Source organism: Streptomyces asoensis (assembly GCF_016860545.1).
GTDB classification, from domain to species: Bacteria; Actinomycetota; Actinomycetes; order Streptomycetales; family Streptomycetaceae; genus Streptomyces; species Streptomyces asoensis.
The window spans coordinates 1,089,657-1,115,545 of sequence record NZ_BNEB01000005.1 but is presented as its reverse complement, the minus strand read 5'-3'; the positions used below and the strand labels follow the sequence as shown (position 1 = coordinate 1,115,545).

Here is a 25,889-nt window from a genome sequence, read left to right as displayed (position 1 = left end):
AAGTCGCCCTGTATCAGGAGTGAGTACACCGGCTCCAGTTGAGGTGACGACGATCGAGAACCCGCCCGAGACCCTGCGACTCCCCTGGCCGTTCACCGGCCGCGACGAGGAACTGGAGCTCGTCCGGCGCGCGTCGGCGGCGGGCCGGCCTGGCGTCGTGATCACCGGACCGGCGGGCTGCGGCCGCACCCGCCTGGCCATGGAGGCCGTCCGCGGCGCCGACTGCGCCCGGGTGGCCGGCACCCCCGGCACCCGCTCCCTGCCCTTCGCCGCCTTCGCGCCCCTGCTGCCGGAGGGCGTCGGCCTGCACCGCGCCGTACAGCTCCTCACCGGGGTGCGCATGCTGCTCGTCGACGACGCCCATCTGCTGGACGACGCCTCGGCCGCCCTGCTGCACCAGCTGGCCGTCCTGGGCCGCACCCGGCTGCTGGTCCTCGTCACGGACGGTGCCCCCGCACCCGGTGCCGTCACCCGGCTGTGGACCGGCGGACTCCTGCCCCGGCTGGCCCTCGCGCCCCTGTCCCGAGAGGCGGTGGGCCCGCTCCTCACGGCCGGCGCGGGCGGGCCCCTCGAGCCTCTCACCGCCAACCGTCTGCACCGCCTGTGCGGGGGCGACCTGCGCCTCCTGCGGGACCTGCTGGACGCGGTGCGCGAGCGGAGCCTGCTCACCGTCGACGCGGACACCGACGAGCGGACGTGGCGCGGCCGGGTCCCGGTGACCCCGGCCCTGCGCGAACGCACCGCCGCCGTCCTCGCCCGCGCCTGCCCCGACGAGCGCGAGACCCTCGACCGCCTCGCCTTCGCCGAGCCCCTGCCGCTCGCGGCGGACACCCTGGACCTGCGGGTCCTCGAACGGCTCGAGGCGGACGGACTCCTCGACGTCGGCGACGACACGACCGTCCGCCTGGCCCACCCCCTGCACGGCCCGGTCCTGCGCGCCGCGGCCGGCCGGCTGCGCACGCGACGGCTCACCGGCCTGCGCCGCCCCCTCGACGGCGCGCTCGACGCGGAGGCGGCCGGGCTGACCCGCCGCATCGACCGGGCCGACGTCCGCACGGTGCCCACGCCCGTGGGGGAGTGGCTGGTGGCGGAGGGGGAACAGGTACCCGCGCCGTACGCCGCCGTCCGCGCGCGGTTCTCACGGCTGCGGGGGGAGCTGCGCGAGGCGGCGGCCTGGGCGGCGGAGGGCCTGGCCGCCGCCGCGCACGACCGGGCCTGCCGCACCGAACTCGCCCTGGCCGCGGTCCAGTCGGGGGAGACCGGCGCACCGGTCGACCTGCTCGCCGAGCACCCCGGCACGGCCGCCTGGCCCCCGGCGGCCCGCGGTGACCTCGAAACGGCCCTGAGAGCACTGGACCCGACCACCCCGCCCGGAGCCGGCCCACGGCCCGCCCCGGGCGCGACCCGCACGTCCGACACGGCCCACGCGACCGACACGACCGCCGGGGCCCACGCAGCCCGCGCGACCGCCGCGGCCCGCACGTCCGACTCGGCTCACGCGGCCCACGCGTCCGACGCGGCCCGCACGTGCGACGCGGCCCGCACGTCCGACGCGGCCCGCACGTCCCACGCGGCTCATGGGCCCGGCGTGGCCGCCCACGACCCCTACGCGGCCCATGACCCCTACGCCGTCTACGACGTCGTCCGTCTCGGCGGGGTCGCGCAGGGGGTCCGGCTGCTGCCCTGCGACGGACTCTTCGGCCGTCACGCCCGCGCGCTGGCCCGGGGCGACGGGCCCGCGCTGGACTCGGTGGCCGCCGAGCTGGAGGAGCGGGGGTTCCTGCTGTTCGCGGCCGAGGCGTACGCGCAGGCGGTGCGCGTCCACCGCGATCCCAGCGCGGCCCGCACCGCCCGCACCCGTGCCGTCGCCCTGGCCCGGCGCTGCCAGGGCGCCCGCACCCCCGCCCTGTCCGGCCTGGTCCTCGGCGAACTCACCGCCCGCCAGCGGCAGATCGTCACGCTGGCCGCGGCCGGTCTGAGCAACCGGCAGATCGCCGAACGGCTCACCCTGTCCGTGCGGACGGTCGGCAACCACCTGTACAGCGCCTACACCCGGCTCGGCGCGGGCGACCGGGGAGCCCTCCCGTGGCTGGTGGAACAGCCCGCGTGAACCGGCGGCGCGGCGCGGCCCCGCTCACGCCGCACCGAACGCCGTGAACGCCCATCCCGTAGCCCGGTGCAGCGCGTCGTCCGGCAGCGCGGCCCGGGCGTCCCGCAGCGCCTCCGCCAGCGGGAGACCGGCGCTGACGCCCTTGTGCAGGGCCAGCATCAGCGGGACGACCGCCTCGTCGTTGACGGGCGCGCTGCTCGCCACCACGCCCGCGGTGCCCAGCGGCAGCAACGCCGCTACCAGGCCCAGGAGTTCGTCAGCGCCGACGGAGGCGAGCCGCGCGGTGTCGCAGCTGGAGAGGATGATCCGGTACGGACTGCGCGCGAGCCGTTCGAAGTCGTGGACGATCAGCGGCCCGTCCGCCATCCGCAGCGAGGAGAACATCGGGCTGTCGGCGCGGAACGTGCCGTGCGCGGCGATGTGCGCGAGCGCCGCCCCGTCCAGCTCCTGAAGCACCCGCGGCACCCGGGCGTCGTCCGCCTCCAGCACGACGGGCCTGCCGTAGCGCCCGGCCACCTCCGGCACCTCCGCCCCGCAGGACGCCAGCCCCGGGCCGCGCACCAGGACGTGCCGCCCGCCCGGGGGCGGTTCGGTCTGCCGCGCGCGCAGCCAGCCGCTCGCCGACGGCGACACACTGACCACCCGGTCCCGCAACGACGGCAGCAGTGCCCACGGCACCCGGTGCAGCCGGGCCGGCGGGACCACCACGAGCGGACCGGGCCCCAACTGCCCCGCCGCGTCGCCCAGCAGCAGCTCCTCCAGCCGGCGTCCGGCCTCCTCCACCACCGGCAGCCGGCCGGCCGCACCGGGGTGCGCGAGGCGGCGCAGCCCGGCCTGGACGTGTTCGGCCTCCCGCTCCGCCTCGGCCAGCAGCCCGCCCGCGAACCGGCGCACCCGCCCGCCCCCGCACAGCAGCACCTGCACCCGTCCGTCCAGGACGGCCAGTTCGACCAGCCGTGCGTCCCCGAGCCGTTCGAGCAGCAGCGCCGCGTCGAAGCGGTCCCCGCCGAACCGGTCCCCGCCCCAGGGCGTCACCCCGCGGATGTGCAGCGTCCGGGACCGGATCTCCCGTTCCAGGCGCCGTTGTTCACGCTCCAGCGTCGGGACCGGCCGGCCCTCCATCCGCGCGGCCTCCGCACGGGCCGCGATGACCCGGAACGCGGTCAGCCCGCTCAGCAGCGCCGGGTCGGCCGGCGGCCGGGTGGGCGGTGTCGACAGCGCCGTGGCCCGCCAGCGCTCGCTCCACACCAGCAACTGCCGCGGCCCGCCCCCCTCCAGACTGGCCTGCTGGGCCAGCGCGGCGAGTTCCGCGCCCTGCGCGGTGGCGCGGGCCCGCAGTTCCGAGGCGCCCAGGGTCGTACGGTGGTCGTCGAGGACGTCGAGCCCGCGCCGGCAGGCCTCGAGGACACCCCGGCGCGAGCCGGTGGCCCGCGCCCACAGCGCCTGCGCCGCCCAGCCCGTCATCCGGGCCAGCGGCGGACCGCTGCGCCGGCTGTGCGCCGCCCGCCGCAGATACCGTTCGGCGTCCGTGCTCCAGTCCAGCTCCAGCGCGATGCGGCCCGCCAGCAGCCACGCCTCCGGCGCGGCCGGTGCCTGGAAGGCGGCCAGCCGCTCGGCGAGCCCGGCCGCGTCGGCCACCAGCCGTCCCGAGGCGCGCCCGGTCGCCACCCGCGCCTCGATCAGCACCAGCCGCGCGTGCGTCTCCCACCAGGTGCGCCGCTGCCCGGCGAAGAGCCGTTCGGCCACCGCCGCGCGGGCGATGGCCGTTCCGGGATCGCCCGCCAGCCGGGCCGCCCTCGCCGCCGCGAGCAGCAGCTCCGCCTTGCGGGTGGACTGCCCGCCGATGCCGTCGAGCACCGCGATCGCCGCGTCCGCCTCCGCCAGCGCCTCCGGCGCGAGACCGGCCGCCATCAGGACCTCGCAGCGCCGGATGTCGAGCATGAACGTCGGGGTGCCGAGCTTGGCGTACCGCTCCTCCGCCTCGTCCAGGAGCCGCAGCGCGGCGGGGACGTCCCCGGAACGGAACGCGGCCAGCCCCCGGCTCTCCACCGCGTCCGCCTTGTCGTGCTCCTGGCCGGTGGTGTCCCACAGCGTCTCGGCCGCGGTGAAGTCGGCCTCCGCCCGGTCCACCGCCCCGAGGGCCAGGTGCACGGTGGCGCGCAGGGTGAGGGCGCGCGCCGTCCAGATGACGTCGTCGGCCTGACGCAGGACGGGGATGGTCCGGCGCAGGTCCTCCAGCGCCTCGCGGTGATGGCCGAGGACCCACAGGGAGTAGGCCCGCCGGTAGAGCACGCGGGCGCGGGTGTGACCCGTGCCGCGCTCGACACCCCGCTCGAAGGCGGCGAGTCCCTGCCGGGTGCGGCCCGCGTGCACCAGCGCCACACCGAGGGTGCCGAGGACGTCCGCCTCCCGCTCGGCCGACTCCGCGCGCGCCGCGAGGTCCCGGGCGCGGCGCAGGTGGTCCAGGGCGAGGCGCATGTCGCCCCAGTCCCGCTGCCAGATGCCGATCACCTGGTGGGCGACCGAGGCGTGCAACGGTGTCGGGTCGGTGTCCAGGACCCCTTCGGCCCGCGACAACGCGTCGCCCGGTGCGGCGAACACCATCGGCAGCAGTTCGAGAACCGAGTCGTTTCCCGCTGTCACTCCACGGATGGTAGTGCTCCGGCCTGCGCACCACACCGGTTCGGCACCGTATCCACCAGTAACGATCGGACGTCGCACGGACGGACCCGGCGCCGGGAAGGGGCGTGCGGCCGCAACCGCGCGACCCCCTTCTGCCGTCGCACCACCTGTATCAGACCACCGTCCCGCGGGTCTTGCTCACGGACACCGGCTGTATGGGGAGGACACGCCATGGCACCACAACGATTCCACGAGCAGTTCGATCACCTCCAACGCGCCCTGCCCGACGTCCCGTTGGCGATGGGACCGGACGACTCCGCCGAGTTCATCTATGAGAAGGGCGTGGTCCTCGCGCGGGACGGCGAGGAGGCCCGGGTCGTCGAGGACGCCGTCCGCGCGCACTTCACCGCGACCGACGGCCTGGACCCGGAGCACGTGCGCCGGTCCGGTTCGCGCGACAACCGCTCGGGCATCACCCGCATCCGGGTCGGCGACCCGGGCGAGGGCGGCCGCGGCACCGACCGCACCGTGGCGGGGGCCCTGCGCGCGCTGCGCCAGGCGGAGGGACGCGCGGGCCGCCGGCTGGTCAGCCGCAACCACCTGGTGTCGATCGCGGTCAACGCCTGCCCCGGCGACGAGCCGGTGCCCGCCGCGCCCAGCGCGCAGCCCAACCCCGCCGCGGCCCCGGCGGCGCGCAACGCCGACGGCGGCGACGGCACGGACGGCGCCGTAGGCGTGCTCGTCGTCGACACCGGCCTGACCCACGACTACCGCTCCTACCCGCTGCTGGCCCGCACCGAGGGCGACGCCCAGGTCAGGGAGACCGACGAACAGGGGATCCTCCAGCAGTACGTCGGTCACGGCACGTTCATCGCCGGGCTCGTCGCGGCCGTGGCGCCGCACACCGACGTCACCGTGCGGGGCACCCTCCACGACGCCGGAGCGATCCTGGAGTCCGAGTTCGGCGAGCGGCTCTTCGACGCCGTCGAGGACGGCTGGCCCGACATCATCAGCCTCTCCGCGGGCACCTCCAACGGCCGCGTGGACGGACTGCTCGGCGTCGCCGCGTTCATGGAGGAACTCCGGTCGCGCGACACCCTGTTGGTGGCGGCGGCCGGCAACAACGCCAGCTCCTCGCCGTTCTGGCCCGCCGCCTACGCCTCGCTGCCCGAGTACGCCGACGCCGTGCTGTCGGTCGGCGCGCTGCGCGGCGACGGCGAGTTCGGCGCCTGCTTCAGCAACCACGGCCCCTGGGTGAAGGTCTACGCGCCCGGCGAGCGCCTGGTCAGCGCCCTCACCGGCTTCGACACCCCCGTCCCGTACGTCTACCAGCACTCCACCTACGACAGCTGCCGCTACGGCTTCACCTACACCTGCACCTGCCGGTCCCCGCGCCACACCGGCGTGCTGAGCGAGGCGCAGCAGACCAGCCCGGGCAAGCCGGACCAGGTGATGTTCGAGGGCCTGGCGTCGTGGAGCGGCACGTCCTTCGCCACACCTGTCGTGGCCGGGCTCGTCGCGGCGTACATGACCGCGAACGGCGTGACCGACCCGCGGGCCGCCGCCCGCCGACTGCTCGCCGACCGGGCCGAGTTCGCGGAGGTGCGGGGCACCCACGTACCGGCGCTGCTCCCGCCCACCTGGCGGCCGGTCCCGGTGGGTCCGGCGTGAGGCCGGCATGACGTCCGAGAGGGGCCCCGCCACGGCGTACGATGACAGGCCGTACACGAGGGGTGGGGCCGTGGACCGTACTGATGTCGGCGCGCTCGTCCAGTCCGCCGTCGACGGCGACACCGCGGCCTGGAAAGCGCTGGTGGACGGGTTGAGCCCGCTGGTGTGGTCGGTGGTGCGCGCACACCGGCTCTCCGACGCCGACGGACACGAGGTGTACCAGACCGTGTGGTTCCGCTTCGCCCAGCACCTCGGGCGGATCCGCGAACCCCACAAGGCGGGTTCGTGGCTGGCGAGCACGGCCCGCAACGAGTGCCTGAAAGTGATCAAGAGCTTAAGGCGGCTGACCCCGACCGACGATCCCCTGGTGCTCGACCGGGCCAGCGAGGACCGGACGCCGGAGCAGACCGTCCTGGACTCCGAGGAGGCGGCCGCGCAGAGCGAGCGGGTCCGCTTCCTCTGGCAGGAGTTCGAGGCGCTCGGCGAGCGCTGCCGCCAACTGCTGCGGGTGCTGATCGCCTCGCCGCCGCCCAGTTATCAGGAGGTGTCGGCCGCCCTGGGCATCGCCGTCGGCAGCATCGGACCGATGCGCCAGCGATGTCTGCGCCGCCTGCGCGCCCGACTCGACGCACGGGGAGCCCTGTGAACGGCATGAACGGACCCGACGGACCCTACGGACCCGACCGGCCCAACGGCAGGGACGACGAGGGGGACGACATCTTCGGCGACGTCCCCTTCGTCGACGAGGAGTTCGACCACGACCGCCTGGAGGAGGAACTCCGCCAGGCCGCGGCCGTCCTGGACCCGGTCCCCGCCGAGCTGCGCCGGGCCGCCATCGAGGCGTACGCGCTGCACGACCTGGACGCGCGGATCGCCGAGCTGACCTTCGACTCGCTGGTCGACGCCATCCCGGTGCGGGGCGCGATGGACGTACCGCGGATGCTGACCTTCCACACGGGTGGCCTGACGGTCGACGTCGAGGTGACCGACGAGGGGCTGCTGGGGCAGCTGCTGCCGCCCCAGCCGGCCTCGGTGGAGGTCCTGCACGGCCCCCGGGCGGGCGCCGCGCTCACCGCGGACGACCTGGGCCGCTTCGCCTGCGACGCCCCGCCGAGCGGTCCCTTCGCCCTGCGGCTGCGCACGGCCGCGGAGGTGGTCGTGACGGAGTGGCTGAAGGCCTGACCCGGCCGTCCGGCCCGTGCGGGGCGGGGGGCCGATCCGGTCACCGCCGGCGCCACGGCGCGCTGCGCTGCCTGTGACCGGCTGTCCGGCCGGGCGCCGCCGAGCCCGCGTCCGGGCGGGAGGGCCGGCCGGGTCAGCCGGTGACGGCGTCCACCAGGACCGCCAGGGCCGTGGCGAGCCGGTCGAGTCCCGGACCGGCCGGACCGCCCGGCTCGCTCATGTACGTGTCCCGCCGGATCTCCACCATCAGCGCGCTCACCCGCGGGTCCTTGCCGTAGTGGGCCAGGGGCACGTACGTCCCGGAGAAGGGGCTGTCCAGCCCCACGTCCGCGACCTCCCCGAACGCCGCGCGCGCGGCGGCGAGCAGCTCGGGCGGGGTGTGAAAGGCGTCGGTGCCCAGACAGACCGGCGGGCGCGGCCCCTCGCCGTGCAGCTCGTAGGGCAGCGGCTCGGTGGGGTAGGAGTGCACGTCGACGACCACGGCCCGCCCGACGGCCGCCAGCCGTTCGGCGACGGCGTCGGTCATCGCCCGGGCGTACGGCCGGAAGTACCGGGCGACGAGCGGCTCGGGATCGGTCTGACGCGGCCGCAGTTCCCCGCCGTGCGTGGTCCGCGTGTACACGGCGCCCATGCCGACGGCCCCCATCTCCTCGCGTTCGTCGGGGAACCGCTCCGGGTCGACGACCAGCCGCGAGAGCCGGTTGACGAACAGCCAGGGCGCCGTCCCCGCCCGCCGCGCCGCCTTCTCGGCGATCCGCGCGGTGTGCGCGTCGGTGATGTGGTCCAGCTCCCGTTCCAGCGCGCCGTCGTCCAGGACGATGCCCGCCCGCACCTCGGCCGGTATCTCCCGCGCCGAGTGCGGTACGTGCAGGATCACCGGCGACGCGGCCGCCCCGGGCAGGAGGGCGAAGGAGGGCGCGGCAGAGGTCATGGGGCTGCTCCGGGGGCGTCGGCGGTGTGTCGCACGATCACGGTGCCACACCGCGCGGCGCCGGACGCACCTGCGCCCCGCGCCGGGGTACCCGGGCGGGGCGCAGGCGGACGGACGGAGCGGCGTCAGCTCAGGGAGGCCAGGGCCTCGTTCCAGGTGGCCGACGGACGCATGTACTGCGCCGCCTTCGCCGGGTCGGGCTGGTAGTAGCCGCCGATGTCGGCCGGGCGGCCCTGGACGGCGATCAGCTCCTCGACGATGGTCTGCTCGGCGGCGGCGAGCGTCTCGGCGAGCGGGGCGAAGGCCTTGGCCAGGTCCGCGTCGTCGGTCTGCGCGGCCAGCTCCTGCGCCCAGTACAGGGAGAGGTAGAAGTGGCTGCCGCGGTTGTCGATGCCGCCGACGCGACGGGTCGGGGACTTGTCCTCGTTGAGGAAGGTCGCCGTGGCGCGGTCGAGCGTGTCGGCGAGCACCTTGGCGCGGGTGTTGCCGGTGAAGTCGGCGTACTGCTCCAGGGAGGGCACGAGCGCGAAGAACTCGCCCAGCGAGTCCCAGCGCAGGTAGTTCTCCTTGACCAGCTGCTGGACGTGCTTGGGCGCGGAACCGCCGGCGCCGGTCTCGAACAGGCCGCCGCCCGCCATCAGCGGGACGACCGACAGCATCTTGGCGCTGGTGCCCAGCTCCAGGATGGGGAAGAGGTCGGTGAGGTAGTCACGCAGCACGTTGCCGGTCACCGAGATGGTGTTCTCGCCGCGGCGGATGCGCTCCACCGACAGCTTGGTGGCCTCGACCGGGGCGAGGACACGGATGTCGAGGCCCTCGGTGTCGTGCTCCGACAGGTACGCCTCGACCTTGGCGATCAGGTTGGCGTCGTGCGCGCGGGTCTCGTCCAGCCAGAAGACGGCCGGGTCGCCGGTGGCGCGGGCGCGGGTGACGGCCAGCTTCACCCAGTCCTTGATCGGCGCGTCCTTGGTCTGGCAGGCGCGGAAGATGTCGCCGGCGGAGACCGTCTGCTCGATCACCACGTCGCCGGCCTGGTCGACGAGGCGGACCGTGCCGGTGACCGGGATCTCGAAGGTCTTGTCGTGGGAGCCGTACTCCTCGGCCTTCTGCGCCATGAGGCCGACGTTCGGGACGGAGCCCATGGTCGACGGGTCGTAGGCGCCGTGGGCGCGGCAGTCCTCGATCACGGCCTGGTAGACGCCGGCGTAGGAGGAGTCCGGCAGCACCGCGAGGGTGTCGGCCTCCTCGCCGTCGGGGCCCCACATGTGACCGGAGGTGCGGATCATGGCCGGCATGGAGGCGTCGACGATGACGTCGGAGGGCACGTGCAGGTTGGTGATGCCCTTGTCGGAGTCGACCATCGCCAGGGCCGGGCCCTCGGCGAGCTCGGCGTCGAAGGAGGCCTTGATCTCGGCGCCCTCCGGCAGGGACTCCAGGCCCTTGTAGATACCGCCCAGGCCGTCGTTCGGGGTCAGGCCGGCCGCGGCGAGCGCCTGGCCGTACCGGGCGAAGGTCTTCGGGAAGAAGGCGCGCACCACGTGACCGAAGATGATCGGGTCGGAGACCTTCATCATCGTGGCCTTGAGGTGCACCGAGAAGAGCACGCCCTCGGCCTTGGCCTTGGCGATCTGGGCGGTGAGGAACTCGCGCAGCGGGGCGACGTGCAGCACGGAGGCGTCGACGACCTCGCCCGCGAGGACCGGTACCGACTCGCGCAGCACCTTGGTGGTGCCGTCGTCGCCGACCAGCTCGATGCGCAGGCTGCCGGCCTCGGAGATCACGACCGACTTCTCGGTGGAGCGGAAGTCGTCCACGCCCATGGTGGCGACGGCGGTCTTCGAATCCGCGGACCAGGCGCCCATGCGGTGCGGGTGGGTCTTCGCGTAGTTCTTGACCGATGCGGGGGCGCGGCGGTCGGAGTTGCCCTCGCGCAGGACCGGGTTCACGGCGGAGCCCTTGACCTTGTCGTAGCGGGCCTGGATGTCCCGCTCCTCGTCGGTCTTCGGGTCGTCCGGGTAGGCCGGCAGCGCGTAGCCCTGGCCCTGGAGCTCGGCGACGGCCGCCTTGAGCTGCGGGATCGACGCCGAGATGTTCGGCAGCTTGATGATGTTGGCCTCGGGCGTCTTGGCCAGCTCGCCGAGCTCGGTCAGCGCGTCCGGGATCCGCTGCTCCTCGGTGAGGTACTCCGGGAACACGGCGATGATGCGTCCGGCCAGCGAGATGTCCCGCGTCCGGACCGCGACACCCGCCTGCGAGGCGTACGCCTGGACCACCGGCAGGAAGGAATACGTCGCCAGGGCCGGGGCCTCGTCAGTGTGCGTATAGATGATGGTCGAGTCAGTCACCGGGTGCTCCGCTCCACGTCTGCAACATTGCTCGACATCAAGATATCTCGTGACCGCCACCGGCTCGACAGGGGTCTCCTCCCGTCTCTGCATGTACATGTTTTTTCGGACGGCAACCGAACCGGCGGTTCTCGTAGTCCCTCAGGTAGATCCTCGACCTGATCCGACGGCCGGACCGACCACCCGGCCGCCCGAGCGAAAGCGGACCATGAGATATCGCAGCAGAGTGACGGCCCCGGCCGCACTGATCGGCACGGCAGCAGTCCTGGGCGGGGGAACCACGGCGTACGCGGCCCCCGGACCCGACGGCGCACCGGCTCCCGAGACCCTCGGCGACCCCGTCTTCCCGGCCCTCGGCAACGACGGCTACCGCGTCGGCTCCTACCACCTCGACCTCTCCTACGACCCCACCACCACGCTCGTCGACGGCACGGCGACCCTGGAACTGCGCACCACCCGGGCCCTCACCCGGCTGTCGCTCGACTCCCTCGGCCTCGACGTCCGCACGGTCCGCGTCGGCGGCCGGGCCGCGGCCTTCGAGCAGGTCGACGAGAAGCTGCGGATCACGCCCGCCCGCGCCCTGCCGGCCGGGGCCCGGGTCACCGTGTGCGTGACCTACTCGGCCGACCCGCGCCGCAAGCTCGCGCACACCGCGTGGGTGCCCACACCGGACGGCTTCGCGATCTGCCCGCAGCCCGACTCGGCGCACACGGTCTTCCCGTGCAACGACCACCCGTCGGACAAGGCGGACTTCACCTTCCGCCTCACGGTCCCCGCCACGCTGCGCGCCGTCGCCAACGGCTCGCTGGTGCGCACCGAGAACCTCTCCGGCGACCGCACCGCCTACACCTACTGCTCGCGGTCGCCGATCGCCACCGAGCTGGTGCAGATCACGGTCGGCGACTACGTCGTCAAGGAGCGCGTCGGCCCGCACGGACTGCCGCTGCGCGACGTCGTCCCGGTCGCGCGGGCCGAGGCCCTGGAGCCCGCCCTCGCGCTCACCCCGGGCCTGGTCGAGTGGCTGGAGGCGCGGCTCGGCGCCTACCCCTTCGAGACGTACGGGCTGCTGCCCTGCAACTCCGACGACCCGGCCGCCTTCGACTTCACCGGCCTGGAGACCCAGACCCTCACGCTCTACAAGCCGAACTTCCTGCTCCAGCCGGAGCCGAAGATCGGCTCGCACATGATGCACGAGCTGGTGCACTCCTACTTCGGCAACAGCGTCAGCCCCGCCACCTGGGCCGACCTGTGGCTCAACGAGGGCCACGCCGACTTCTACGGGCTGCTGTACCGCTACGAGCGGGGCTGGGCCGACTCCCTGGGCCTGACCACGCTCGAGGCCCGGATGAAGGACACCTACGCCCGCGGCGACCAGTGGCGCCGCAGCTCCGGCCCGGTCGCCGCGCCGAACGCGGCCGACCTCTTCGACAGCCAGCGCTACCTGGGCGGCGTCCTCGTCCTGTACGCACTGCGCCAGCTGATCGGCGAGGACGCCTTCCACGCGGTCGAGCGGGCCTTCCTCGCCCGCCACCGCAACTCCTCGGCGTCGACGGAGGACTACATAGCCGTCGCCACGCAGGTCGGCGGGCAGGACGTCTCCGGCTTCCTGCGGGACTGGCTGTACGGCACGACGACACCGAGGATGCCCGGCCATCCGGACTGGACGGTCACCCCGGTGCCGCCGGCCCTCACCGCCCCGCGCCGCGCGGCGGGCGCTGCGCGGTGGCACGAGAACTCGGCCACGCTCTGACCCCGACGGGCGCCGTCAGTCGTGCAGGGCGGGCATCTCGCCCTGCACGACCGTGTCCACGGTCCGCTGCTGCGGGATGACGACGGTGCCGGACTGAAGCGCCACCGTGCGGGCGGGCGCCGGGATCCGGATGCCCTCCTCGCGGTAGCGGCGGTGCAGGCGCTTGATGAACTCGTGCTTGATCCGGTACTGGTCGCTGAACTCGCCGACGCCCAGGATCACCGTGAAGCCGATCCGGGAGTCGCCGAAGGTGTGGAAGCGGATGGCGGGTTCGTGGTCCGGGAGGGCGCCGTCGACGCCCTTCATGACCTCCGCGATGACCTCCGAGGTCACCCGCTCCACATGCTCCAGGTCGCTGTCGTAGGCCACGCCCACCTGCACCAGGATCGTCAACTGCTGCTCGGGACGCATGTAGTTGGTCATGTTCGTCTTGGCGAGCTGCCCGTTGGGGATGACGACGAGGTTGTTGGAGAGCGCGCGCACGGTCGTCTGACGCCAGTTGATGTCCTCGACATAGCCCTCCTCGCCGCTGCTCAGCTTGATGTAATCACCGGGCTGGACGGTCTTGGAGGCGAGGATGTGGATGCCCGCGAAGAGGTTCGCGAGGGTGTCCTGGAGGGCCAGCGCGACGGCCAGACCGCCGACGCCGAGGGCGGTCAGCAGCGGGGCTATGGAGATGCCCAGCGTCTGAAGCACCACCAGGAAGCCGATCGCGAGGACCAGGATCCGGGTGATGTTCACGAAGATCGTGGCCGACCCGGCGACTCCGGAGCGGGAGGTCGTCACCGACTGCACGAGCCCGGCGACGACCCGCGCCGCCGACACGGTCACCACGAAGATCAGCAGCACCGTCAGGCACTGGTTGACGCTGTGCTGCACGGCCTTCGTCAGCGGCAGCACCGCGGCCGCGGCCGCCGCGCCCCCGGCGATCATCGCCCACGGCACCACCGTGCGCAGCGCGTCCACGACGACGTCGTCACCGCTCCACCTGGTGCGCTTGGCGTGCTTGGCCAGCCAGCGCAGCAGCGTGCGCGACAGGAAGGCGGCCAGCAGACCGGTAGCGAGGGCGATTCCGGCGACGGCCGAGTCGTCCAGGGTCAGGGCGCGGTTCACCGGTCACCTCCGGTAAGTCGGTCCGCGGCACTCGGAGCCGCCGACGGCCGCCGGATGTGAAGTCTCGTCACGATGTCACCTGTTCGTTCCGGGATGTGCGGTCGCCCCGCCCGCAGCGGGGGCGCGACCGTCCATCCTGCCGTATCCGGTACGGCAGTTCGTAACCGAGGCCGCGGCCCCGGCGCACCGGATCCCGCGGCCCGGGCGAGGCCCCGGCCGCGGCCGCCGCCGGCTCAGATGACCTTCATCCGGACCAGGGCGCCGAGCGTCAGCGCACCCGGCACCAGCGGCAGCCACACCGTGATGATCCGGTAGCCGAGGACCACGGCCGTGGCCACCGCCACCGGGCCGCCCGCCGCCACCAGGGCCACGACCAGCGCCGCCTCCACCGAGCCGATCCCGCCCGGCGTCGGCACCAGCGCGACCGCCACCGTCGCCGCCAGATAGGCGACCGCCATGTGCGCCACCGGCACCGGCAGCCCCAGCGCCAGGCCCACCGCGGCCAGGCCCGCCGCCTGGAGCACCGGGAACGCCAGCGAGCCGCCCCACAGGGCGAGCGCGCGGGCCGGACGCGCGTGCACCGAGCGCGCCTCGCCGAGCGCGGTGCGCAGGAAGGACAGGACCGCCGAGCGCAGTCGCCGCACGAGGGCGAGCGCGCCCGCCAGCAGGAGCGCGAGCGCCCCGAGCCCGGCGAGGAGCGGGCCGAGCGCGTCCTTCGGCAGCAGGGAGCCGAGCCGCAGCGCGTCGGGGAAGGCGAGCAGCAGCACGCTCAGCAGGCCCACCCGGGCCACTCCCTCGGCCAGGAGGTACAGCGCGAGGGCGGCGGAGGAACGGGCCAGCGGCACCCCGCACACGGTCATGAACCGTAGGTTCACCGCGCTCGCGCCCAGGCCGGTCGGCAGCAGGTGGTTGGCCGCGCCCGCGGCGAACTGCGCGGCCAGCAGCCGCCGTCCGGGCAGCCGCTCGACCACGGCGCCCTGCCGGGTGACGGCCGCCGCGACCCAGGTGAGACAGGTCGTCCCGACCGCGGCCAGCAGCCAGGGCCAGTGCGCGCCCCGCAACTGCGCGAAGCCCTCGACGAGAACCGAGCGGTGCTGCACGGCGACCACGGTGACGAGCAGGAGCGGAAGCAGACACAGGATCCGGCGCACCGGCACGCGCCGGGCCGGACCGCCGGGGGGCAGGGGAACGGGAACCGCTGTCACACTCGGAGAGGTTCTCCGCCCGGCGCCAACTGCGGGTTGCGGGGACGGGGACGGAACATTGCGTACGGTCATCGGGTCCTTCGTCTGGTCCCTGGTCCGGCTTCCGGCGCGGGCCTTCGTCACCGAGGAGGCCGTCACCGGGCAGACGCGGACAGAGCTTGTGGGGAGAAGGTTGACCTCAACATTGCTTGAGGTCCTACGGTCTTCCCCATGAGCATGGAGAGCACCGCCTGGACGCAGTTGTACAGCGTCATGAACGCCCGCCGGGAACGCCGGCCCTTCGACCGCGCCACCCTGCGGCGCATCGGCGCGTTCGCGCGCCCCCACCGCCGCCGGATCGCACAGTTCGTCCTGCTGGGGGTGCTGACCGCGCTGCTGGCCGTCGCCACCCCCGTCCTGGCCGGCCGGGTCGTCGACGCGATCGTGTCGCACGGCGACGCCGACGCGGTCGTCCGGCTGTCGCTGCTCATCGCGATGATCGCGGTGGTGGAGGCGGCGCTCGGCATCCTGGGCAGGAGGCTCTCGGCGACGCTCGGGGAGGGGCTCATCCTCGATCTGCGCACGGCTGTGTTCGATCATGTGCAGCGGATGCCGGTCGCGTTCTTCACACGTACCCGTACGGGTGCGCTCGTCTCCCGACTCAACAACGACGTGATCGGCGCCCAGCGGGCCTTCAGCAACACCCTCTCCGGCGTGGTCTCCAACCTGGTCACCCTGGTCCTGACCCTCGCCGTGATGCTCACCCTGTCCTGGCAGGTCACCCTGCTCGCGCTCGCCCTGCTGCCGGTGTTCGTTATCCCGGCCCGGCGCATGGGCAGCAGGATGGCCGGCATGCAGCGCGAGGCGGCCGCGCTCAACGCGGCGATGGGCACCCGGATGACCGAGCGCTTCTCGGCGCCCGGCGCCACGCTGGTCAAGCTCTTCGGCCGGCCCGAGGAGGAGTCAGCCCAGTTCGCGGCCCGGGCCGCCCGCGTCCGCGACATCGGAGTGCGCACCGCCACCGCCCAGTCGCTCTTCATCACGGCCCTGACCCTCGTCTCCGCCCTGGCGCTCGCCCTGGTCTACGGGCTCGGCGGCCGCCTCGCCCTGAACGGCACCCTGGAGCCGGGCGCCGTCGTCGCGCTCGCCCTGCTCCTGACCCGCCTCTACGCCCCGCTCACCTCCCTCGCCGGGGCCCGCGTGGAGGTGATGAGCGCCCTGGTCAGCTTCGAGCGGGTCTTCGAGGTGCTCGACCTGGAGCCGCTCATCACGGAGAAACCCGACGCGCGCGAGGTGCCCCCGGGCCCGGTGTCGGTCGAGTTCGACGACGTCCGCTTCGGCTATCCGTCCGCCGACAAGGTCTCCCTGGCCTCGCTGGAGGAGGTCGCCTCCCTCGACACCCGCGGCGGCGCCGAGGTCCTGCACGGCGTCTCCTTCCGCGCCGAACCCGGACAGACCGTCGCCCTCGTCGGCTCCTCCGGCGCGGGCAAGTCGACCGTCGCCCAGCTCCTGCCGCGCCTGTACGACGTCGACGAGGGCGCCGTCCGGATCGGCGGGATCGACGTCCGTGACCTGAGCGCGGGCTCCCTGCGGGCCACCCTCGGCATGGTCACCCAGGACGGCCACCTCTTCCACGACAGCGTCCGCGCGAACCTGCTGCTGGCCCGGCCGCAGGCCGGCGAGGACGAGCTCTGGGACGCGCTGCGCCGCTCCCGCCTGGACGATCTCGTCAGGTCCCTGCCCGACGGCCTGGACACCGTGGTCGGCGAACGCGGCTACCGGCTGTCCGGCGGCGAACGCCAGCGCATGACCATCGCCCGGCTGCTGCTGGCCCGTCAGCGGGTCGTCATCCTCGACGAGGCCACCGCCCACCTCGACAACACCTCCGAGGCGGCCGTGCAGGAGGCCCTCGCCGAGGCCCTCGCCGGGCGCACCGCGGTGGTCATCGCCCACCGGCTGACGACCGTGCGCGCCGCCGACCTGATCCTCGTCGTCGAGTCCGGCCGGATCGTGGAGCGCGGCACCCACGACGAACTCCTCGCGGCCGGCGGCCGGTACGCGGAACTGCACCGCACCCAGTTCGACGAGCCGGGGATGAGCGGGGCGTCCGTCGGGTGAACCCCCCGTGGACCTGCGCCGGATGACGTGCGCGTACCGCGGACGGCGCCGCGGCCCGGCGCGCACGCCGGGGCAGGTCAGCGCTTGGCGAGCAGGTCCCGCGGGAAGGCGCCGGCGGCGAGGGCGGTGCGGACGAAGGCCGAACCGAGCTCGGTCAGACGCGCCACCCCGTCCGCGCCGAGATGGCGGTACGGGGCCTCGTCCAGCCGGTCCGTCTCGTGCTCGATCTCCTGGCGCAGCCCCACGCCCCGCTCGGTCAGCTCCCCGCTCTCGTCGAGCAGGCCGCGCTCGCGCAGCCGGCCGCTCGCCGCGTCCCAGTCCTCCTGGCTCCAGCCGCGGGTCGCGAACACCCACTTGGGCGCCATGCCCTTGCCGGTCGCCGTGTGCGTCACCAGCGCCTCCAGACCGTCGAGTCCCGCGGCCATCAGCACCGCGAGATGCCCGTCGCCCCGGTGCTCGCGCAGCAGCGTGGCCGCGTGCCAGTAGGCAAGGTGCGGCTCCTCGGGGACCGGCAGGTCGGCGTGGGCCGCGTACAGGGGGCGGGCGGCGCGCGAGCAGGCCTCGGCGGCGCGCAGGGCGAGGCCGGCCGCCTCCGCCATCTCCGCGGAGGTCACCGCGTCGGCGCCCAGCTGACGGCGCAGCGTGGTGTCGACGGCACGCGTGCGGGCGGCCAGGACCTGGGCGGGCGTGGCGGATTCCCACACGGCGGGCACGTGCCGGGCGACGAGGGAGTGCCGGTAGTTGTAGAACGTTGCCGTCACCGCGCCCGCGCCGACGGGTCCGAGGGCCGCGGCCCGCACGGCGAAGTTGACGGCCCGCGGGTGGGTGACGCCGAGCGCCTCCAGTTCGCGGCCCAGGTCGGGGGAGAAGTAGTGCGTGGCGTGCAGCGAGTTGAGGGTGCTGTGACAGTGACGGCCGGCCCGCGGGCCCAGAGCTACGGTGGTCATGACGGGCACGATACCGACCGGTCGGTAACTTGGACAGTCCCGTACGGCCGCCGACGTGTGCGCCCCGCACGTCGGCGGCCGTCCGGGTCCCGGCGGACTCCCGCGGCCCGGCCCCGGGTCACATCCGGGCGTAGGGCTGGGGCGACAGCGTCTCGAACGGGAGCCGGACCGTGGTGGCCGTCCCGGTGTCCGCGTCGGACGTGCGCAGGGCGGTCAGCTCCTGCGCCGTCAGCGCGCGCCGCACCAGACGGAACTCGTCCAGGGAGCCCTTGAGCCGGTCCTGGCCGTCCGGCCGCGCCCCCAGATGGAGGCCCAGCACGGCGAAGCCGTCGTCGTAGGTCACCGACCCGGCCGGGGCCGCGGCCTCGCCCGGCGGGCCGCCGTCCACGGACAGGCTCAGCTTCCCGCCCGAGCGCTGGAGGACCACGTGGTGCCAGGCGCCGTCGCCGAAGGCGTGGGACGCGCCGCCGTCGCCCAGGTACACCGTCGTGGCGGCCGCGTCGGTCTGGAGCACGGCGGCGAGCCGGTCCTGGCCCGGCTGGGCCCGCAGCCACAGCTGCCGTTCGCTGCCGCCGACGCCGTACGCCCAGAAGAGCACCTGGTCGCCGCTGCTCCCGTCGGCCGTGTAGCGCAGCCAGGTCGCCACGGTGAAGTCACGGGAGCCGAGGACCTCGTCCGCGCCGTACGGCAGCTCGACGGAGTCGTCCGTGCCGTCCAGCGCGAGTCCCGCGCCGAACCTGCCGCCCCCGGCCACCGGACGGGCGCCGCCCCGCACGAAGGCGTGGTTGCAGTGCGCCGACGAGTCCGGGGTGGCCGGGCCCGGCGCCGGCCGGACCACCTGGTGGGCCTCGGTGTGGCCGTTCTCCATCGACCACGCCACGGCGGGCCTGTCGGCCGGGTAGCCGCCGGTGGAACCGACGGCCGACTGCGCGACCCTCGTGAGCTCGTCCGTCGTCAGGGCCCGCTTGTGGAGCCGGACCTCGTCCAGGGAGCCGGTGAACACATCGAGGGTGCCCGGCTTGGAGCCGACCCTCAGACCCTGCGGCGTCGCGGCGGACGTGAGCGCGCCGGACAGCCCCGTCGCCTCGGCGGTCCGGGTCGCGTCGACGCTCAGCCGCAGCGTGCCCCCGCTGCGGGTGACGGCCAGCAGGTGCCAGGCGCCGTCGCCGAAGGCGGCCGACGCGCCGGTGTCCGCGAGCGCCACCTGCACCGCGCCCGCGGGCGTCTCGGCCCACGCGAGCAGCCGTCGCTGGGCGGGCTGGGCCCGCACCCACAGCGAGGGTTCACCGGAGACCGATCCGTAGGCCCACAGCAGCGCGGCGTTCGGGTCGGTCCCGGTCAGCGTGTGCCGGAACCACAGGGTGTAGGTGAAGTCGCCCGACCCGACGTCGAGGGCCGGCAGATGGGGGACCTCGACGCCCGGCCGGGACGCCGAGACGGATATCGCGCCCTTGCCGACCCGGCCCGCCACCTCACCGGGAACCCCGCCGAGCAGGGTGCCGTCGGCGCAGTGCCCCGAGACGTCGTCCTCGATCGCCACCGAGGTCAGCGCGGGCACGTCGGCCGTGTCGACGACCTGGAACGGCAGCCGCACACCGAGCGAACCGTCCGCGGAGGGAGCCGCGTTCGCCGTGCGCAACCCGGCCAGCTCGGTGTCCGTCAGCGCCTGGCGGTACAGGCGGAACTCGTCCAGGACGCCGCCGAAGGGCTCGCCGGCCGCGGCGTCCGGCCTGGCCCCGAGCCGGATCCCGTCGACACCGTCGGCCCGGTCCGCGGTGACCGGCCCGGCCACTCCCGTGGCCTGCGCCGAGAACGCGCCGTCCACGGAGAGGGTGATCCGTCCGCCGCTGCGCACCAGCGTCAGGTGGTGCCAGGCGTCGTCGCCGAACGCGGTGGACGGGCCGGGATCGGGCAGCGGCACGGAGGCGGTGCCGCCGGCGCCCTGCACCCACGCGTACAGCCGGTCCTGGCCGGGCTGGGCGCGCATCCACACCTGCGGCTTCGCCGAGCCGGACCCGTAGCCCCACATCAGCACCCGCTGCTGGGTGTCGCCGGCCTGCGCCCGGTACCTGAAGAACAGCGAGCAGGTGAAGTCCCCGTCGCCCGGGTCGGTTCCCGGGGTGTACGGCACGTCGGCGTACTCACCGGCGGCGTCCAGGGCCAGCCCCTGGCCCCAGCGGCCGGTCCCGAGCGACGCGCTCCCCGCCAGGTAGGCGTCGCCGGCGTCGGGCGTGACGTCGGGGGTGGTGCGTCCGGCGGCCCGGGAGGCCTGCGGGTGCACCGCGCCGGTGAAGGTGCCCGGGACACCCGCCTGGGCCGGGGTGAACCGGTTGAAGTAGACGTTGGCCGCCGAGAAGCCCTCGCCGCCCTCGTAGACCAGGCCGATCTCGCCGTCGGTCAGCTCGACCAGGTCCGAGTAGCCCGCCCGCGCGGCGCTGACCTGGGCGGCGGCGTGCCAGGTGGTGCCGCGGTCCGTGGAGTAGCGGATCCGCATGTCCTGGCGGTCCGTCGCGTGCGCGGGCGCCGAGAGCACGAGCGTGTCGCCGGGCGTGGAGCGGTACGTCCGTTCCAGGGCCAGGACCGAGGCCTGGACCTCGGGTGTGGTCAGTGAGGGGACGACCTGCTGCGCGGGCACGGTGGCGCCCGCGTCGGTGCTGACGGCGTGCGTACGGTGCCCGGACGAGGTCCCGTTGTTGTTGCGGGCGTTGATGTAGACGTGCCCGTTGTCGAGTTCGGCCACCGAGGGCTCGCCCGGCGACATCCCCGGACCGGCGGAGTCGGCCGTGGTGCTCGGGAACCACGTGTCGCCGTCGTCGCTGTAGAGGACGCCGACGAGCTGCGGGTCCTGACCGGGCCGCGGCGGGGATTCGTAGGCGCCCACCACCAGCCGGCCCGGTCTGTCGCCGCGCTCGAGCTGGATGCCGTGCGAGGGGCCGGTGCCGAACCAGCCGTCCTGCGGGTCCGACAGCCGCGGGAGGGGTTTCGGTGCGCCGAAGGTCAGTCCGTCGTCCGTGCTGTGCTGGATCCGGGCCAGCCGCTTGCCGCCCGGCTCGGCCGGTTCCGAGGTGGAGAGCAGATGGACGTCACCGGTGCGCAGATCGGCGACGGGGGAGGGGTTGCCGCGGGTGTAGGGCGTCTCCGCGTCGGTGTCGCTGCCGGCGAGCACCACGCGGACGGGGCCCCAGGTGCGGCCGCCGTTGGTGGAGCGGCGGACGACGATGTCGATCGCGCCCCGGTCGGCGCACGAGGGCGAGCGGCGGGCCTCCGCGAAGGCGAGCAGCGTGCCCGCCTTGGTCCGCACGACGGTCGGTATGCGGAAACAGCCGTAGCCGGCGGTGCCGGAGCGCAGCAGGACCTGTTCGGTTCCGATGAGGCCGTCGGCCGAGGGCTGGGTGCCGCCGGCGGCGGCGGGCTGTGCGACCGCGAGGAGCAGCAGGGGCAGTGTGACGAGGAGGGCGCCGAGAGCGCGCATGCGTGACCGGGACACGGCGGTGCGGACCTTTCTGGTGCGGCGGGGATCTGGCCTCGGGCGGACCGCCGCCCCGCGGCCCGCCTGCGCGCCGGCCCGGCCGAGGTGGACGGCGCGGGCCGGCGGAAGGAGCGCGAGCGGAGCGGGCGGCGGCGGACGGAGGCGTGGCGTACCGGCCCGCGGCCCGCCGGTGTACCGATCCGCGGGCCGCGGGCGCCTCCTCGACGGTGTGCGCTACCCGGCCGGCGGCGCGGGCAGCTCGCTGCCCCGGAAGCGGGGCGCGTCGGCCCCGGCGCGCATCGCGCTGAGCGAGGAGGTCTGCTGGACCTGGTAGATGCGCGTCTGGTTGTCGGCGGTGCGGAAGGTGTAGGCCCAGGTCGGACCGGTGGGGTTGGTGTAGGTGAAGGCGGTCGGCTCGGTGGCCGACGTCTCGAAGCTCACCTGCTGCCAGGCGCGCCAGGCGCCGCTGCCCTGGGTGGTCTCGCCGGTGTTGTGGACGTAGCCGTCGCTGCCGCGCACGACGACCTCGGTGAGCCCGGTCAGCGGGGAGATCGCGGTGCTGGGGGAGCCCTGCGCGGTGAGCCCGGCGACGGTCTGCCAGGCTCCGTAGGCGCCGCCCTCGGTGGACTGGGCGGTGGTCACCACGTTGCCGCTCGGGTCCGTCGCGAAGACGCGGATGCGGTAGCCCGGGTAGACGATGACCGACGGCGTGCCGGTGACGGCCTGGGTGCCGGCCGCGGCCCACGCCGACAGGGTGCCGTCCTCCTTGAACAGGGCGGTGGACAGGGTGCCGTCGGCCTTCCGGCCGAACAGCTGGACGCCGTCGCGCACGGTGACGGCGGTGAGGGGACCGGTGAAGCCGGTGCCGGCGAGCGGCATCCAGCCCATGAAGTCGACGTTGGCGCGCTGCTGGATGCGGTACCAGGGCTTGCCGCTCGCGTCGACGGCGAACTGGGTCATGAGCCCGCCGGAGGTCTTGCCGGTGACGGCGTGCTGCTGCGCGGCGCCGGCCAGGTCGATCCAGTTGCCCCAGTCGGCGCTGCCCACGGCGCTCTGGTTGCGCTGCCAGACGCTGCCGGAGGTGTTGTGGGCGGTGACGACGACGCGGCCGTCGCTGTGCGCGGAGAGCGAGGGCCGTCCGGTGAAGGCCTCCTGGCCGGACACGACCGTCCACTGGGCGCCGTTGATGTCGGCCGGGTCGGTGCGGCCGTGGACGAGGCGGCCGATGTTGTCGGTGTACGCGAGTTCCAGCTTGCCGTCGGAGGCCTGCATGACGGAGTTGGCCGTGTACGACTCCAGCGGCACCGGTGTGGCCGCGGGCGTGTGGTTCACGTTGAGCTTGCATATGTCGGGCGCCGCGGAGACCGAGACGTAGCCGGCCCAGCCGGACGACTCGACCTGCTTGTTGTAGACGGGCCAGTCGCGGATGTCCTCGTCGAAGCGGTAGTAGGCGACCGCGCCGTTGCCCTTGACGCGCAGCAGCGTGTCACCGCCGTACGAGGGCATGAACTTGGTGTCGCTCCAGTCGGCGGCGGACTCCAGCACATGCCGTTCGATCCAGCGCTGGCTGGTGTAGTCGTAGCGCGAGCGGTACAGCTTGCCGTCGGTCGCGTCGCGGCCGTAGATCACGCCCCGGTCGCCCGCGTAGACGGCGTCGTAGTTCCAGCCCTTGTCGACGATCTTGCCGCTGCCCTCGACGAACTCGTCGGCCGCCGCGTCGTAGCGGTACCAGCGCAGGTCGTTGGTGGCGCCCGACAGCGTCCACAGGTAGCCGCCGCGGTCGATGGTGATGTCGTCGAGCCGGTCGGCGGCCCTGAACTGGGCGAAGCTGGTGCTGATCTTCCGGTGGTGGACGTCCCAGGTGCTGCTGGAGCTGACCCGGTGGCTGTAGTACAGCCCGTCCGACTTGATGCCGTAGAAGGTCGCCCCGGGTCCGGCGAGCATGTGGCCGTAGCCGGTCCAGGTGGTGTCGATGGTGCTGCCGGCCGGCAGCGCGTTGCCGGCCGCGGGGTCCGGCATGTCGGCTCTGAGGAGTTTGCCGGCGGAATCCAGGGTGTACGCGGCTCCGTTGGCACCGCAGGTCAGCGACACGGCGGCCGCGGCGGGGGCGGCGGGCAGCGCGCCGGTGAGCGGGAGCGCGGTCGCCAGGGCCGCGGCCAGAGCGGTGGCGGAGATCAGTGCACGAGGTGAAATCCGTTTCATGACATGGACGTTAAGCGTCGGTCGGTTAACGCTGCCCTTTCCGCCGGATGAACAGAGATCTCCATTAACGGATCTTGAAGGTGAACGGTCGAATCAACTGGCTCTTATTCATGCCCGGTTGACGGAATATTGTCTTGACGGCCAGGCGCGGGCAGGGCAACTCGTCTCCAGGCGCGGGTGCCGGGGGGACGGAAGGCGGGCGCGTCCGGGGAGGTGGGATACCCCTCCCCGGACGCGGTGATCACCTACGGGGTTCGGGGTGGTGCCCGTCAGCCGTGGGGAGGCCGCGACCCGTGAAGTCCGGGGCCTCCTGAGTGGCTTTCATGGCGGAGAGGGACGCGGTTTGCTGGACCGCGTAGAACCGGGTCTGGTTGTCCGCGGTGCGGAAGGAGTACGCCCAGGTCGGGCCGTTGGCGTTGGTATAGGTGACGGCCGTGGGCTCGGTGGCGGAGGTCTCGAAGCTCGTCTGCTGCCAGGCGCGCCACACGCCGCTGCCCTGGATGGTCTCGCCGGTGTTGTGGATGTAGCCGTCGGTGCCGCGGACGACGACCTCGGTGAGGCCGGTCAGTGGGGAGATCACAGCGCTGGGGGAGCCCTGCACGGTGAGCCCGGCCACCTGCGTCCAGTCGCTGTACGCTCCGCCTTCGACGGACTGGGAGGCGGTGATGACTGCGCCGTTCCTGTCGGTCGCGAAGAGGCGGATGCGGTAACCAGGGTAGACCACGGCGGACGGGGTGCCGGAGATGGCCTGCGCGCCGATCGAAGCCCAGGCGGAAAGTGTGCCGTCCGCCTTGAACAGCGCGGTGCTCAGGACGCCGGAGGCATTCCTGCCGAGCAGCTGGAGGCCGTCCCGCACCGTCACGGCCGTGAACGGACCGGAGAAGCCTGTGCCGGACAGCGGCAGCCAGCCCAGGAAGTCGCCGTTGGCCGAGGCCTGCTGGCGGTACCAGGGTGCGCCGTTCGCGTCGGCCGCGAACTGCACCAGCTGCCCGGAGGGCAGCTTCGCGGTGGTGGCGTGCTGCTGCATCGCTCCGGCCTGGTCGTTCCAGGCCGCCCAGTCCGCACTGGACTTGGCGACCTGGTTGCGCTGCCAGACGCTGCCCGAGGTGTTGTGCGCGGTGACCGAGATCCTTCCGTCCGCCTGCTCGACGAGCGACGGCTGACCGGTGAACGCCTCGTTGCCGGAGACGGTGGTCCACTGCACGCCGTTGACGTCGGACGGGTCGGCCATGCGTCCGTGCACGAGCCGTCCGATGTTGTCGGTGTAGGCGAACTCGATGGATCCGGTGGAGGACTGCATCACCGAGCTCCGGCTGTACGACTCGAGTGGGAGGGCGGGAGACGCGGGCGTGTGGCTCGCGACGATGCCACAGTTGTCCGGAGCGCCCGAGACGCTGAGCAGGTTTTGCCAGCCGGCGGTGCCGATCTCGACCCGGTTCACCGGCCAGGTCCTGGTGTTCTCGTCGAAGCGGTAGTAGAAGAGCTGGCCGGTGGAGCTCTGGACACCCATCAGGGTGTCGCCGCCGTTGGACGTGATGCTCTTGAACGGGCGCCAGTCGCTGGAGCTGACCAGCACGTGGCGCTCGATCCAACGCTGGCTCGTGGCGTCGAAGCGGGAGCGGTAGAGCTTGCCGTCCGACGCGGCACGGCCGTAGATCACACCGTCGTCCGCGGCGGTGATCAGGTCGTAGCGGTTCCAGCCCGTGTCATGGAGGAAACTCGTGTCGGCTGGCGTCCAGGCGCCGCCCGAGCCGTCGTACTTGTACGAGTACAGGCTGCCGTTGTCGAGCAGCACCCACATGCGGCCGGAGCGGTCCACGGTCACCTGGTTGCGGTCCGCGGCATCGGCCAGCCAGCCGAAGGCGGTCGTGATCTTCCTGGGACTCACCGCCCAGGTGCCGGTGCTGACGTCACGTCGGCCGTACCAGGTGCCGTCCGACTTGAGCAGGTAGAACTTACCGTCCGGGCCGGAGACGACCAGCGGATAGGTGTCCCAGCTGGAGCCGATCGTGGTGGGGCTGATGAATCCGCCGGCGCCGTTGACGGGCGACTTGAGCTTGTACTCCAGCAGGGAGCCGGCGCTGTTCACGCCGTACGTCGGGCCGTTGGTCCTGCAGGTCGCGGCATCGGCTGCGTGCGCCGTACCCGGCACGGCGATGACCAGCGGCAGTGCGGCCACCGCCATGGCCGTGAGGCGAGCTGCTCCGGCGTGCGAGAAGAAGGTCATGGTCGGTCCTTTCGGAAG

At 73.7% G+C, this 25,889-nt stretch carries 15 protein-coding genes; 6 read left to right on the top strand and 9 right to left on the bottom strand.

Features of this window, described 5'->3' with window-relative positions:
• Positions 1 to 43: 43 nt before the first annotated feature.
• The gene (locus Saso_RS27935) at positions 44 to 2,110 is read left to right on the top strand and encodes a LuxR family transcriptional regulator (RefSeq protein ID WP_189924203.1); all 2,067 of its coding nucleotides are present in this window, start codon (positions 44 to 46) and stop codon (positions 2,108 to 2,110) included.
• A gap of 24 nt (positions 2,111 to 2,134) precedes the next feature.
• Here the strand turns inward: Saso_RS27935 and Saso_RS27930 are convergent, their stop codons facing one another.
• Complete coding sequence (locus tag Saso_RS27930; RefSeq protein WP_189924604.1) at positions 2,135 to 4,714, bottom strand: CHAT domain-containing protein; 2,580 nt, start codon at positions 4,712 to 4,714, stop codon at positions 2,135 to 2,137.
• 249 nt (positions 4,715 to 4,963) lie between these two features.
• Between Saso_RS27930 and Saso_RS27925 the strand changes: the two genes are divergently transcribed.
• The 3 genes from Saso_RS27925 to Saso_RS27915 all read left to right on the top strand — a co-directional run bounded on the left by Saso_RS27925 (position 4,964) and on the right by Saso_RS27915 (position 7,585).
• Positions 4,964 to 6,403 carry a S8/S53 family peptidase gene (locus tag Saso_RS27925; RefSeq protein ID WP_189924204.1) on the top strand — a complete coding sequence of 480 codons (1,440 nt, stop codon included), beginning with the start codon at positions 4,964 to 4,966 and terminating at the stop codon, positions 6,401 to 6,403.
• A gap of 70 nt (positions 6,404 to 6,473) precedes the next feature.
• Positions 6,474 to 7,049 (top strand): RNA polymerase sigma factor, encoded by a 576-nt coding sequence (locus Saso_RS27920; protein ID WP_229901369.1) that lies wholly within the window; start codon positions 6,474 to 6,476, stop codon positions 7,047 to 7,049.
• Between the two features lie 5 nt (positions 7,050 to 7,054).
• On the top strand, positions 7,055 to 7,585 hold the full coding sequence (locus tag Saso_RS27915) for a hypothetical protein (RefSeq protein WP_189924208.1): 531 nt from the start codon (positions 7,055 to 7,057) through the stop codon (positions 7,583 to 7,585).
• Between the two features lie 133 nt (positions 7,586 to 7,718).
• Here the strand turns inward: Saso_RS27915 and Saso_RS27910 are convergent, their stop codons facing one another.
• Positions 7,719 to 8,516, bottom strand: a complete 798-nt coding sequence (locus tag Saso_RS27910) for an N-formylglutamate amidohydrolase (protein WP_189924210.1) — start codon at positions 8,514 to 8,516, stop codon at positions 7,719 to 7,721.
• 125 nt (positions 8,517 to 8,641) lie between these two features.
• On the bottom strand, positions 8,642 to 10,861 hold the full coding sequence (locus Saso_RS27905) for an NADP-dependent isocitrate dehydrogenase (protein ID WP_189924212.1): 2,220 nt from the start codon (positions 10,859 to 10,861) through the stop codon (positions 8,642 to 8,644).
• A gap of 208 nt (positions 10,862 to 11,069) precedes the next feature.
• Between Saso_RS27905 and Saso_RS27900 the strand changes: the two genes are divergently transcribed.
• Positions 11,070 to 12,611 carry a M1 family metallopeptidase gene (locus Saso_RS27900; RefSeq protein WP_189924214.1) on the top strand — a complete coding sequence of 514 codons (1,542 nt, stop codon included), beginning with the start codon at positions 11,070 to 11,072 and terminating at the stop codon, positions 12,609 to 12,611.
• Between the two features lie 15 nt (positions 12,612 to 12,626).
• On the opposite strand, the gene Saso_RS27895 is transcribed toward Saso_RS27900, so the two are convergent.
• Positions 12,627 to 13,724 (bottom strand): mechanosensitive ion channel family protein, encoded by a 1,098-nt coding sequence (locus Saso_RS27895; RefSeq protein WP_189924218.1) that lies wholly within the window; start codon positions 13,722 to 13,724, stop codon positions 12,627 to 12,629.
• Positions 13,725 to 13,957: 233 nt separating this feature from the next.
• Positions 13,958 to 14,929, bottom strand: coding sequence for a lysylphosphatidylglycerol synthase transmembrane domain-containing protein (locus tag Saso_RS27890; protein WP_372442503.1), 972 nt, complete (start codon positions 14,927 to 14,929; stop codon positions 13,958 to 13,960).
• A 216-nt stretch (positions 14,930 to 15,145) separates the two neighbouring features.
• Between Saso_RS27890 and Saso_RS27885 the strand changes: the two genes are divergently transcribed.
• Positions 15,146 to 17,026, top strand: coding sequence for an ABC transporter ATP-binding protein (locus tag Saso_RS27885; RefSeq protein WP_189924606.1), 1,881 nt, complete (start codon positions 15,146 to 15,148; stop codon positions 17,024 to 17,026).
• A 77-nt stretch (positions 17,027 to 17,103) separates the two neighbouring features.
• Here the strand turns inward: Saso_RS27885 and Saso_RS27880 are convergent, their stop codons facing one another.
• The 4 genes from Saso_RS27880 to Saso_RS27865 form a co-directional block, all read right to left on the bottom strand.
• The gene (locus Saso_RS27880) at positions 17,104 to 17,973 is read right to left on the bottom strand and encodes an SCO6745 family protein (protein WP_189924220.1); all 870 of its coding nucleotides are present in this window, start codon (positions 17,971 to 17,973) and stop codon (positions 17,104 to 17,106) included.
• A 118-nt stretch (positions 17,974 to 18,091) separates the two neighbouring features.
• The gene (locus Saso_RS27875; RefSeq protein ID WP_189924222.1) at positions 18,092 to 21,460 is read right to left on the bottom strand and encodes a sialidase family protein; all 3,369 of its coding nucleotides are present in this window, start codon (positions 21,458 to 21,460) and stop codon (positions 18,092 to 18,094) included.
• A gap of 216 nt (positions 21,461 to 21,676) precedes the next feature.
• A complete protein-coding gene (locus tag Saso_RS27870; RefSeq protein WP_189924224.1) occupies positions 21,677 to 23,644 on the bottom strand; it encodes a tachylectin-related carbohydrate-binding protein in 1,968 nt (655 codons plus the stop codon).
• Positions 23,645 to 23,885: 241 nt separating this feature from the next.
• Complete coding sequence (locus Saso_RS27865; RefSeq protein WP_189924226.1) at positions 23,886 to 25,871, bottom strand: tachylectin-related carbohydrate-binding protein; 1,986 nt, start codon at positions 25,869 to 25,871, stop codon at positions 23,886 to 23,888.
• Positions 25,872 to 25,889: the final 18 nt, after the last annotated feature.

What these genes read in the sequence shown, in the direction of transcription:
- Saso_RS27885 (WP_189924606.1), top strand. Translation starts at nt 15,146, where the DNA reads ATGGAGAGCACCGCCTGGACGCAGTTGTACAGCGTCATGAACGCCCGC.
- Saso_RS27900 (WP_189924214.1), top strand. Translation starts at nt 11,070, where the DNA reads ATGAGATATCGCAGCAGAGTGACGGCCCCGGCCGCACTGATCGGCACG.
- Saso_RS27925 (WP_189924204.1), top strand. Translation starts at nt 4,964, where the DNA reads ATGGCACCACAACGATTCCACGAGCAGTTCGATCACCTCCAACGCGCC.
- Saso_RS27910 (WP_189924210.1), bottom strand. Translation starts at nt 8,516, where the DNA reads ATGACCTCTGCCGCGCCCTCCTTCGCCCTCCTGCCCGGGGCGGCCGCG.
- Saso_RS27870 (WP_189924224.1), bottom strand. Translation starts at nt 23,644, where the DNA reads ATGAAACGGATTTCACCTCGTGCACTGATCTCCGCCACCGCTCTGGCC.
- Saso_RS27930 (WP_189924604.1), bottom strand. Translation starts at nt 4,714, where the DNA reads ATGGTGTTCGCCGCACCGGGCGACGCGTTGTCGCGGGCCGAAGGGGTC.
- Saso_RS27865 (WP_189924226.1), bottom strand. Translation starts at nt 25,871, where the DNA reads ATGACCTTCTTCTCGCACGCCGGAGCAGCTCGCCTCACGGCCATGGCG.
- Saso_RS27880 (WP_189924220.1), bottom strand. Translation starts at nt 17,973, where the DNA reads ATGACCACCGTAGCTCTGGGCCCGCGGGCCGGCCGTCACTGTCACAGC.
- Saso_RS27915 (WP_189924208.1), top strand. Translation starts at nt 7,055, where the DNA reads ATGAACGGACCCGACGGACCCTACGGACCCGACCGGCCCAACGGCAGG.